This window comes from Mesorhizobium sp. M8A.F.Ca.ET.021.01.1.1 (genome assembly GCF_003998025.1).
Taxonomy (GTDB): domain Bacteria; phylum Pseudomonadota; class Alphaproteobacteria; order Rhizobiales; family Rhizobiaceae; genus Mesorhizobium.
Genome location: NZ_RZSJ01000167.1, coordinates 1 through 10,808 on the forward strand (window position 1 = coordinate 1; position 10,808 = coordinate 10,808).

At 63.4% G+C, this 10,808-nt stretch carries 12 protein-coding genes; 5 read left to right on the forward strand and 7 right to left on the reverse strand.

Annotated features, from left to right (window positions below; all coding sequences use genetic code 11):
- Positions 1-167 precede the first annotated feature (167 nt).
- Positions 168-875, reverse strand: coding sequence for a metal-dependent hydrolase (locus EOA36_RS15325; RefSeq protein WP_127278347.1), 708 nt, complete (start codon positions 873-875; stop codon positions 168-170).
- A gap of 124 nt (positions 876-999) precedes the next feature.
- Here EOA36_RS15325 and ruvX point away from each other — a divergent pair, with 124 nt between their 5' ends.
- Positions 1,000-1,506, forward strand: a complete 507-nt coding sequence (ruvX, locus tag EOA36_RS15330; RefSeq protein ID WP_127278348.1) for a Holliday junction resolvase RuvX — start codon at positions 1,000-1,002, stop codon at positions 1,504-1,506.
- Here ruvX and EOA36_RS15335 read toward each other — a convergent pair.
- The 3 genes from EOA36_RS15335 to EOA36_RS15345 form a co-directional block, all read right to left on the reverse strand.
- Positions 1,424-1,765 carry a DUF6105 family protein gene (locus EOA36_RS15335; RefSeq protein ID WP_127278349.1) on the reverse strand — a complete coding sequence of 114 codons (342 nt, stop codon included), beginning with the start codon at positions 1,763-1,765 and terminating at the stop codon, positions 1,424-1,426. The two genes, ruvX and EOA36_RS15335, sit on opposite strands and share 83 nt — an antisense overlap.
- Positions 1,765-2,313, reverse strand: coding sequence for a hypothetical protein (locus EOA36_RS15340; RefSeq protein WP_127278350.1), 549 nt, complete (start codon positions 2,311-2,313; stop codon positions 1,765-1,767). Before EOA36_RS15340 ends, EOA36_RS15335 begins: the two co-directional genes overlap by 1 nt.
- Positions 2,314-2,435: 122 nt before the next feature.
- The gene (locus tag EOA36_RS15345) at positions 2,436-4,064 is read right to left on the reverse strand and encodes a DNA alkylation response protein (protein ID WP_127278351.1); all 1,629 of its coding nucleotides are present in this window, start codon (positions 4,062-4,064) and stop codon (positions 2,436-2,438) included.
- Positions 4,065-4,234: 170 nt separating this feature from the next.
- On the opposite strand from EOA36_RS15345, the gene EOA36_RS15350 reads away from it, so the two are divergent.
- The 4 genes from EOA36_RS15350 to dprA are packed head-to-tail and all read left to right on the forward strand — an operon-like array spanning position 4,235 to position 8,270.
- Positions 4,235-5,215, forward strand: coding sequence for an aspartate carbamoyltransferase catalytic subunit (locus EOA36_RS15350; RefSeq protein ID WP_127278352.1), 981 nt, complete (start codon positions 4,235-4,237; stop codon positions 5,213-5,215).
- Positions 5,212-6,498 carry a dihydroorotase gene (locus tag EOA36_RS15355; protein ID WP_127278353.1) on the forward strand — a complete coding sequence of 429 codons (1,287 nt, stop codon included), beginning with the start codon at positions 5,212-5,214 and terminating at the stop codon, positions 6,496-6,498. Before EOA36_RS15350 ends, EOA36_RS15355 begins: the two co-directional genes overlap by 4 nt.
- A gap of 54 nt (positions 6,499-6,552) precedes the next feature.
- Positions 6,553-7,140 (forward strand): glycerol-3-phosphate 1-O-acyltransferase PlsY, encoded by a 588-nt coding sequence (plsY, locus tag EOA36_RS15360; protein ID WP_127278354.1) that lies wholly within the window; start codon positions 6,553-6,555, stop codon positions 7,138-7,140.
- A complete protein-coding gene (dprA, locus tag EOA36_RS15365; RefSeq protein WP_127278355.1) occupies positions 7,137-8,270 on the forward strand; it encodes a DNA-processing protein DprA in 1,134 nt (377 codons plus the stop codon). Before plsY ends, dprA begins: the two co-directional genes overlap by 4 nt.
- Positions 8,271-8,277: 7 nt before the next feature.
- Here dprA and EOA36_RS15370 read toward each other — a convergent pair whose 3' ends face one another.
- The 3 genes from EOA36_RS15370 to EOA36_RS15380 are packed head-to-tail and all read right to left on the reverse strand — an operon-like array spanning position 8,278 to position 10,807.
- Entirely contained in the window at positions 8,278-8,490 is a 213-nt protein-coding gene (locus tag EOA36_RS15370; RefSeq protein WP_127278356.1) for a hypothetical protein, read from the reverse strand.
- Positions 8,487-9,290, reverse strand: coding sequence for a trehalose-phosphatase (otsB, locus tag EOA36_RS15375; protein ID WP_127278357.1), 804 nt, complete (start codon positions 9,288-9,290; stop codon positions 8,487-8,489). Before otsB ends, EOA36_RS15370 begins: the two co-directional genes overlap by 4 nt.
- Positions 9,290-10,807 carry a trehalose-6-phosphate synthase gene (locus EOA36_RS15380; RefSeq protein ID WP_245464361.1) on the reverse strand — a complete coding sequence of 506 codons (1,518 nt, stop codon included), beginning with the start codon at positions 10,805-10,807 and terminating at the stop codon, positions 9,290-9,292. Before EOA36_RS15380 ends, otsB begins: the two co-directional genes overlap by 1 nt.
- Position 10,808 lies beyond the last annotated feature (1 nt).

A 10,808-nucleotide genomic window follows, 5' to 3' on the forward strand; every position in this document is an offset into this window, starting at 1 on the left:
CAAGCGTCTGCAGCGTCTCCTTCCTGGCCTGTCCACAAAAGCTCCTCGGACTGCAGATAGACGCCGTCGATGAAATCATCGGCGGCGAGCGCGGGCGACGCCGCGACAACCATCGAAACGCAAAGAGATCGCCCCAACGCCATGGATTTGTTCCGCTTTCGTTGTTTCTAGATGGTAATCGCTTGGCCGATTTTCGGCAACGCGACCTTGACGCCGGACCCTTCCAAGCCGGCTTCGAACTTTTCGGGCGTCGGATCGATCATCGGAAACGTGCCGAAATGGCAAGGGACAACCGTGTCGAACTTGAAGAAGCGGCGGCAGGCAAGGGCCGCCACCGCGCCGCCCATGGTGAAGCGGTCGCCGATCGGGACAATGCCGATCTTCGGCTCGTGCAGTTCGTTGATCAGCGCCATGTCGGAAAAGATATCGGTATCGCCCATATGATAGAGCGTGCGGTCATCCGGGAAATGCAGGACGAGCCCGCCCGGATTGCCGAGATAGACGTTCCTGCCGCCATCTTCGCCAAAGGAGGAGGAGTGCAGCGCCTGGACAAAGGTGGTGGTGAAGCCGCCGCAATCGACCGTGCCGCCGATGTTGCCGGGATTGATCTTCTTGTCGCTGACGCCCTTGCCGACTAGGTGCATGCAGATTTCGAAATTGGCGACCAGTTGAGCGCCACTCTTGCCGAGCACTTCCAGCGCGCCGCTGATGTGGTCGCTGTGCCCGTGTGTCAAAAGAACATGCGTGATCCCTTCGGCAGGCTCTTCCCAACCGCCGGTCCAGGACGGGTTGCCGATCAAATAAGGGTCGATCAGGATTTTCGCGGCACCGGTTTCGATGCGGAACGCCGAGTGGCCGTACCAGGTCAATTTCATCAATGCATTTCCTCGATTTTTGTCGAGCCAGAGGATAGAACGCCGCTAGCCCCGAGATCAAAGGGTATAGTGTCCGCCGCGCATTCGAAAAGACGCGTGCTACCGAAAAGACGAGGGAAAACCGTTGGCTGTCATCACGATTGAGCAATTGCCGGCGCGCCTCGCCGACGGCAGGACCCTGGCGGGGCTCGATCTCGGCGACAAGACGATCGGTGTCGCGGTTTCCGACCGGGGGTTCTCCTTCGCCCATCCCCGCCCGGTCATCCTCAGAAAGAAATTCTCGATCGACGCCGCCGTCCTTCTGGCGTTGCTGGAGAAGGAGAATGTCGGCGCGGTGGCGATCGGACTGCCGATCAACATGGACGGATCCGAAGGCCCACGCGCCCAGAAATCGCGCGCCTTCGTGCGCAACATGGCGCAACTGAGCGACCTGCCCTTCGTGTTCTGGGATGAGCGGCTATCGACGGTCGCGGCCGAACGGACGCTGATCGAAATGGACTTCTCGCGCGCCAAACGCGCCGGCAAGATCGATTCGGCGGCAGCCGCCTTTATTCTGCAGGGAGTTTTGGACCGGCTTCAGTCGCTCGATGCAGCCGATCGAACCGAACCGGACCCGTCCAGCGCCGGCTGACCCAGCCCAAAATCTCGCGACGCCTGCGGAATGCCCACAAGGCCGTCAGCAGAAGCCCGTCGAAGACGCAAGTCTTCGCCACCATTCCGGGGATGATCGATGGGTCGATGCCCAGAATCTGGCCGTAGAGCTGGAAGAAGAAGTCGTGCGTCTGCCGGCTGAACATGACGTAGCCGAAATTGATGTCGTTGGCCGACAGATAGAACCAGCCCCAGAAAATTGCCATCGGGGCGGCCCACATTCCGAAGATGTAACGCATCAGCGGCCTCCCTTTCCGTTCGAGCCAGTCCGACCCGATATCAGGGAGAGCAGTGAATTATGCGCCGCGGCCTTCGCCATGCTGTGCGCCGTGGCGTGGAAATCGTCCTCATCCAACGCGGCTACCGAACGCCGCTCGGCGAGCATCGCGACATAGGAGGCCAGGAGTGCGGCCAATTGCACAGCCACCACCATGAACAGACCGTTGATGCCTTGGGCAGCGCCGCCGATCAGGATCATCGACATCACGCCGGAAGCGGAAATAAAGGCGATGCGAACGACGCTGTCGGCACCCGGGCTGGACGCGTCGTTGATCAGCGTATCGACAAAGGCCCAGAAGAACAGCACCGCCACGACCAGCAATGCGGTCGCCAGTGGAGCGACCACGACGATGTTCTCCAGATTGATCAATCGGGCGCTCTCGACGGTCACGCCGAGTACGCCAAGAGCCGCCGCCACGCCTCGATTTCCATCGATACAGATCAGCGCGAGCAGAGCGAAAACGATCGCCCAGTGCACCGACAGAAAGGAGGTCAATACGTGTCGCATCGTGATTCCTGCTTCGACAGGAATGACAGTGGGCTTTGCGGTTCGCCGCCGCAACGGAAACCATTTGTTAAGGTTAACGGCGACGGCGGGGATCGGCAACGCCCCCGATGACCGGCATCGCGTCAATTCACCGGCGGATAGAGCGTATCGATGATCATGCGCGCATCGTGACGCGAATCGAGCATACCGTAGGTATTGCGCCACTGGCCCGCGAGCCGCGTCTCGACGAAAGCATCGGCGATCCGCCCTGCCCCCAGTCGGCGTAACTCGGCGGCCGCCGCCGACAGCGCAAGCTGTTCCGTAAGCAGCCGGGCCGAGCCCTCGTCGGTCGAAGCCACCTGCATGGCCGCCTTCAGAACACCGATCGTGCCGCGCCCGCCGGCGCCGAGGTCGCGGTCGATGCCGCCCAGCACCTCTTCGAAAAGGCCGGGCGCGCGGCCAAGCACGCGCAGCACGTCGAGCGCCATGACATTGCCCGATCCTTCCCAGATCGCGTTGACAGGCGCTTCACGGTAATAGCGGGCGAGTGGAGCTTCCTCGACATAGCCATTGCCGCCAAGGCATTCCATCGCCTCGTAAAGCAGCGGCGGCGCGATCTTGCAGACCCAGTATTTGACGACCGGCGTCATGGCGCGGGCGAAGGCCGCCTCGCCGCGATCGCTCGCCGCCTCGTCGAAGGAACGCGCCAGCCGGAATGACAGCGCGGTCGCCGCGGCGACATCGAGCGCCATGTCGGCCAGCACGCGCTGCATAAGCGGTTGCTCGATCAGGTTGGTTCCGAACACCTGGCGATGGCGGGCATGATGGATCGCTTCGGCCAGCCCCGCCCGCATGATCGCCGAAGACGCCACCGCGCAGTCGAGCCGGGTCAACGTCACCATGTCCATGATCGTCTTGACGCCGGCGCCGGGCTCGCCGACCATCTCGCCGATGGCGTTGACGAACTCGACTTCGGAAGACGCGTTGGAGCGGTTGCCGAGCTTGTCCTTCAGCCGCTGGAAGCGAAAGCCATTGCCCGACCCGTCACCGAGCACACGTGGCACCAGGAAGCACGACAGCCCCTCCGGCGCCTGCGCCAGCACCAGGAAGGCATCCGACATCGGCGCCGACATGAACCATTTGTGTCCCGACAGGCGGTAGAACCCGCTTCCGACGCGTTCCGCCCTGGTCACATTGGCCCGCACATCCGTGCCGCCCTGCTTCTCGGTCATGCCCATGCCGAGCGTCAGTCCGGTCTTCTCGACCGGCGGCTTCTGGCTCTGGTCGTATTTGCGGGTCGTCACGCGCGGCGCCCATTCGCGAAACAGTTTTGGGCTGGCCATCAATGCCGCCAGCGAGGCGCTGGTCATGGTGATGGGGCACAGGTGCCCGGTCTCGAGTTCCGCCGTCAGGTAGAAACGGGCGGCCCGCACCTGATGGCGGCGGCCAATCTCGGCGTCGCCATTTTCCCAGACCGAGGAGTGCAGACCGTTGGCCACCGAACGGCGCATCAAGGCGTGGTAGGCCGGATGGAACTCGACCAGGTCGATGCGCCGTCCCTGGCGATCGTGCGTCCTGAGTTTTGGCGTCTCGACATTGGCCAGGCGGGCCAGTTCCTGCGCTTCTTGCGTGAGCACGAAACGGCCAAGCCCGTCGAGATCCTTGCGCACCGGATCGGAAAAGCGCTCGGCAAGCTGGATCAGCAACGGATCGCCTCGCCAGGCGTTGCCGCCCGTCAGCGGCGGCGGCTGGTTCGTTACGTCGTCGGTCACGCCCAATCCTTCTAGAAAGGCCTTATCGTCGGAAAGCCTCGAATCCGAGGCCATCGGCTAGATATAGCCAAGCGTTGCTGCGCGCGCGACGAAAATACCGGGGAGAACGGCGTCAATGCAAAGCGGGTGCTTGCGGGCGCGAAATCCGCACCCTATAGCAGCCCCTTGAGATGACCGACGCTTCGTCCCTGCCACTCTATCCTCACCGCCATCTTCTGGGCATCAGCGATCTTTCGCCCGCCGACATCGAGCTGTTGCTCGACAGGGCGGATCGAGCGGTCGCGATCTCGCGGCAGTCCGAGAAAAAAACCTCGACGCTGCGCGGCCGCACCCAGATCAACCTCTTCTACGAAGCCTCGACCCGCACGCAGTCCTCGTTCGAACTGGCTGGAAAGCGGCTTGGCGCCGATGTCATGAACATGTCGGTGGCGAGTTCCTCGGTGAAGAAGGGCGAGACGCTCATCGACACCGCGATGACGCTGAACGCCATGCGGCCCGACATATTGATCATCCGCCACCAGTCGGCGGGCGCCGCGGCCCTTCTGGCCCAGAAGGTCGGCTGTTCGGTTGTCAATGCCGGCGACGGCGCCCATGAACACCCTACACAGGCGCTGCTCGACGCGCTCACCATCCGCCGCGCCAAGGGTCCGTTGTCGAAGCTGATCGTGGCGATCTGCGGCGACATCCTGCATTCGCGCGTGGCGCGCTCCAACATCATGCTGCTCAACGCCCTTGGCGCACAGGTGCGGGTGGTGGCACCCTCGACGCTGCTGCCCTCGGGCATTGACAGGATGGGCGTGATCGTCTGCCGCTCGATGGCGGAAGGCCTGAAGGACGCGGATGTGGTGATGATGCTGCGCTTGCAGCGCGAGCGCATGGAAGGCGCCTTCGTGCCGTCGGTGCGCGAATATTTCCGCTATTTCGGCCTTGATGCCGAGAAGCTGAAGGCGGCCAAGGATGACGCGCTGGTCATGCATCCCGGCCCGATGAACCGAGGTGTCGAGATCGCCTCCGAAATCGCCGACGGCCCGCAAAGCGTCATCCAGGAACAGGTGGAAATGGGTGTCGCCGTGCGCATGGCGGTGATGGAAGCGCTGCTTGATCCCCGTCGCAATCAAGAGAGCCGCAATCAAGAGGGTCGCGGCGCATGAGCACGACTGTCTTTGAACGCGCCCGCATCGTCGACCCTTCGCGCGGCATCGACGAAGTCGGCTCCGTCATAGTCGATGGCAAGAAAATCGTTGCCGCGGGCAAGGCGGCGCTGAACCAGGGCGTCCCCGAAGGCGCCACGGCAATCGACTGCGCCGGCAAGGCGATCATGCCAGGTTTGATCGATGGCCGGGTCTTCATCGGCGAGCCGGGCGGCGAGCATCGCGAAACCATCGCTTCGGCGAGTGTCGCCGCGGCCGCCGGCGGAGTGACGTCGATCGTCATGATGCCCGACACCGACCCGGTGATCGACAATGTGGCGCTGGTCGAATTCGTGTTGCGCACCGCCAAGGATACGGCCGTCGTCAACATCTTTCCGGCCGCAGCCATCACCAAGGGCCTCCACGGGCGCGAGATGACGGAGTTCGGCCTGCTGCGCGAGGCCGGCGCGGTCGCCTTCACCGATGGCCGGCACACCATATCGAGCGCGCTGGTGATGCGCCGCGCGCTGACCTACGCGCGCGATTTCGGCGCCACCATCGTCCATGAAACGCAGGATGCCGACCTTGGGTCATCGGGCGTCATGAATGAAGGCCTGTATGCCAGTTGGCTCGGCCTTTCCGGCATTCCGCGTGAAGCCGAATCCATCCCGCTCGAGCGTGACCTTGCGCTGGCGCGGCTGACGCGGGGTTCGTACCATGCCGCGAAGATCTCGACGGCAATGGCGGCAAGCGCCATGGCACGGGCGAAGGCCGACGGAGCGGCAGTGACATCGGGCGTGTCGATCCACAATCTGTCGCTCAACGAAAACGACGTCGGCGAGTACCGCACCTTCTTTCGCCTGACGCCGCCGCTGCGCGCCGAGGAAGACCGGCTGGCTGTCATCGAGGCGGTCAGGGACGGTACGGTCGATGTCATCGTCTCCTCGCATGATCCGCAGGATGTCGACACCAAGCGCCTGCCTTTCGCCGACGCGGCAGCCGGTGCCATCGGACTCGAAACCCTGCTGGGCGCTGCCTTGCGCCTCTACCACAATGGCGATGTGCCTTTGCTCCGGCTGATCGAGACCTTGTCCACCGCGCCGGCGCGGCTGTTCGGATTGCCCGGCGGCACGCTGAAGCCAGGCGCGTTAGCCGATCTCGCGCTTGTCGATCTCGACGAGCCCTGGATCGTCAGTGAAAGCGGCATCCGCTCGCGCTCGAAAAACACCTGTTTCGAAGGCGCACGCCTGCAGGGCAAGGTCTTGCAAACGCTGGTGGCGGGCCGCACAGTGTTTTCCGCCTGAGCCGGCAATAGCCATGCGACATCGAGCATGGCCGGGGGAAATGCGGGGGAAACAATGACGTATGGCCTGATCCTGGCGTTGGTGTTCGGTTATCTGCTGGGCTCAATTCCGTTCGGCCTGCTGCTTACCCGCGCGGCCGGCCTCGGTGACGTGCGCAAGATCGGCTCCGGCAATATCGGCGCCACCAATGTGCTGCGCACCGGCAACAAGGGGCTTGCCGCCGCGACCTTGCTGCTTGACGCGCTGAAGGGCACGGCCGCCGTGCTGATAGCAGGCCATTTCGCGCCTGAAACAGCGGTCTGGGCCGGCCTTGGCGCTTTTCTGGGGCACCTGTTTCCGGCATGGCTGGGGTTCAAAGGAGGCAAGGGCGTCGCGACCTATCTCGGCGTGCTGATCGGCCTCGCCTGGCAGGTGGCGCTGATCTTTGCCGTTGTCTGGCTGGTGATGGCTTTTCTGTTTCGCTTCTCCTCGCTTGCAGCGCTTGCTGCAGCCGTCGTCGTCCCGATCGCCCTCTACGTCATGAGCACACCCCAGGTTGCAGCGCTGTTCGTGGTGATGAGCATCATCGTTTTCATCAAGCATAGGGCCAATATTTCGCGGCTGATGGCCGGCACCGAAGGCAAGATCGGAGCCAAGGGGTGAGCGAACCGGCCGCCGGGCCGCGTCTCACCGATCGCCAGCGGCTGAGCTGGTTGCGGCTGATCCGCACCCAGAATGTCGGCCCGGCCTCCTTTCGCGACCTGATCAACCGTTTCGGTTCGGCCGAGGTCGCGTTGGAAATGCTGCCGGAACTGATGATTTCCGGTGGCGCCAACCGGATCGTGCGCATCCCTTCGCTGGCCGAAGCCGAGGCCGAGATGGAGGCCGCGCGGCGGATCGGTGCACGCTTTGTCGGCATCGGCGAGGCAGACTATCCGCCGCTGCTGCGCAGCATGGACAATCCGCCGCCGCTGCTGGCGGTCAAGGGTAACGCCGCGGTGTTCCGGTTGCCGGGGATCGCGATCGTCGGCGCCCGCAACGCATCGCTTGCCGGCATCAAGATGGCGCGCATGCTGGCAGCCGATCTCGCAGGAGACGGCTATGGCATCATCTCCGGCCTGGCGCGCGGCATCGACACGGCGGCGCATCAGGGCAGTCTCTTGACCGGCACGGTCGGAGTGCTCGCCGGTGGCCTCGACCTGCCCTACCCGCCCGAAAATACCGGCCTGTGCGATGACATTACCGAGCGTGGCGCCATCATCTCGGAAATGCCGTTCGGCTGGCAGCCACGCGCCCAGGATTTCCCGCGCCGCAACCGCCTTGTCGCCGGTGCCGCCCTTGGATTGGTCGTGGTCGAGGCTGCGCAGCGCTCCGGCTCGCTGATCAGCGCCAGGCTTGCCGGCGACATGGGCCGACTGGTCTTTGCCGTGCCTGGCTCCCCGCTCGATCCACGCGCCGCCGGTACCAACGGCCTGCTCAAGGATGGAGCGACGCTGGTCACCGAGGCTTCGGACATCTCCAGGGCGATCCTTCCGCTGACCGGCATGCGAACACCTGATCCGCCGCCGTTTGAAGACCCGCCCGACTTTTCGGCCACGGCGCCACCAGGCGAGAGCGACCGGGCCAAGGTGATCGAAGCGCTGGGGCCGACGCCGGTGCCGGTCGACGAGATCATCCGTCACACCGGCCTGCACCCCGCCCAGGTTTTCATGGTGCTGCTTGAACTCGACCTCGCCGGCCGCCTTGAACGCCACGCCGGCGGCAATGTTTCGCTGGTTTTCGGGGACGGCTAACCCGCCCTCAGTGGCGGTCGGTCTTTTTATCCTCCGCCTCGGCGTGATCCTGTGTGTCGGCGCCAAAGAGATCCTTTTGGACAAACTGGCGCCAGACCTCGTCCGCGTCCCGCGGGCGCGACGGATCCAAACTCGGCTCGCTCTCGTGCGCATTCGGGACCGAGCGCCGGCGTAGCCAAGCAGGCATCATCTCCTGGATGAGACTGGTGAATTGGGTCATCGCCGACTCCTTCGGTTCAAGGGATGGATCAGACCGGTCGATCCATCCAAGTTGCTCTGGCTCACCGCACCCAGCCAAGCCAAAGCCTCGCCGACGTCGGCCAGCGCATGGCGCGCCGCTGTCGGTCCGCGCGGTTTTATCCGGATCGAAATGCCGTCCATCTCATTGACGGCCTCGAAACCATTCTCGTCGGATGTGTCGTCGCCCAGAAACACTGGCCGCCTCCCCTCGAAAGCTGGCAGATCCAAAAAGCGCCTGATTGCCGCTCCCTTCGCCGCCTCCAACGGCATCAATTCGACGCCGGCATTGCCGGCCAGCACCCGATACCCCACGGGCAACCTGTCCAGCGCCTGCTCGATCAGTTGCGTCGCGCGCTGCAACAAGTGCGGTGCCGCTCGTGTGTGGATTGCCAGGATCGGACCCTTGCGCTCGATATAGACGTCCGCACTATCCAGCTCCGCTTCGATCTCCTCGGCAAGTGCGGCGATGTCGGCGGGCTCTCCCGCCGCCTCGACCGGCCCATCACGCGCGAGCCTGTGCTCAAGACCGTAAAGCCCGGCGGCGCGCAATCTGAGGGGCTGGAAAAGATGATCGACAGCAGCGATCGACCGCCCCGTGATGAACGCCAGAGCTCCGTCCAATTGCAATTCGAGCCCCACCAACAGCGTCCGCAACTCATCGCCGACAACCACCGCATCGGGATGCGCGGCATGTTCGAGAAGCGTGCCGTCGATATCGAGGAACAAGGCCCACGCACCCTGCGGGACTTTGGGTACGGTCAAGTTTGACAATGTCGACATCACAGGGCCGCCACGCGCTTGCGGTCGAGCAGCGATATCACATTGCCGGGAGAACTGGGACCAGGAGAACGTGGGGCGGCGCTGACGGCACGATCGACCGCATCCCGCTTGCGCAGGCGCGCCGCATCGAACAGCATGCTGCCCGCCCATCGATAGACATTGTTTTCGCGCACGACCTCGCGCATGCGTCGCATGCGCTGACGTTGCTCTTCCGGTGACATGGTCAAGGCCTGCAGCAGGGCGTCGCCCATCATCGCCGCGTCGTAGGGATTGACGATCAGCGCCTCCAGCAATTCCTTCGACGCGCCGGCGAACATGCTGAGCATCAGCACGCCCTGTTCATCCTCGCGGGCCGCGACAAACTCCTTTGCAACCAGGTTCATGCCGTCGTGAAGGCTGGTGACCATGCAGACGTCGGCGGCCCGGTAAATCTCGTACACCTCCGTTTGCGAGTGATGTTCGGTCACCAGCACCACAGGGGTATAGTTTTCACGACCATGGCGCTCGTTGATATCCTCGGCATGGCGCAGACATTCCTCATACAATTGTTGATAGGCAGGCAAGGTGCCGCGGCTGGGCGCGGCGATCTGCAGGAACGCGACCTTGCCGATCCATTCCGGATGCAGTGTCAGCAGCTCATCGAGTGCGTTGAGACGATCGAGGATGCCCTTGGTGTAGTCGAGGCGTTCGACGCCGACGCACAGCCTGACGTTCTCGGCCAGGCCGAATTTCTCGCGAATGAGCTGGCGACATTCTGCAACGGCAGGCAGTTTGCTCAGATGCGGCGGCTCCCATTCGATTGAAATCGGATAGGCGTGAACCAGGCTGATCTGGCCGCCATAGGAGATGGCGGAATCCTCACGCTCGATCCTGCTCTCCAGGAAGCGGTCGACGCTGTCGATGAAGTTGTTGCAATGGAACTGGGTGTGAAAGCCGACGATTGAACTGCCCAGCAGTCCTTCGAGAATCTTCTCGCGCCATGGACAGATGCTGAACACCTCGGAATTCGGCCACGGAATGTGCCAGAAGGTGATGATGATCGCTTCCGGCAGGCGCTCCCGAATCATCCGCGGCAACAGCGCGAAGTGATAGTCCTGGACCAGCACGATGGGCCGCTCGTTGCGGGCCTCCGCCACGACGGTGTCGGCGAATTTGCGGTTGACCGTCTCATAGGCCTCCCAGTCGGAGGCGCGGAATATCGGCCGGGTGAAGGCTATGTGGCAGAGCGGCCAGAGCCCTTCATTGGCAAAGCCGAGATAATAGCCCTGCTGTTCTTCCTCGCTCAGCCAGACACGGCGCAACGTGTAGGAAGGGTTTTCAGGCGGCACCTCGACGCGGTCATTTTCATCGACGACAAGCGCATCGGCCGAACCGCCGCCATAGGCGATCCATGTGCCGGCGCAGGCGCGCGTAATCGGCTCCAGCGCTGAAACGAGCCCGCTGGCAGGCACGACCAGCTGGATATCGTCCCCCTTGCGGTTATGAATGTAGGGTTCGCGATTTGAAACCACGATCACC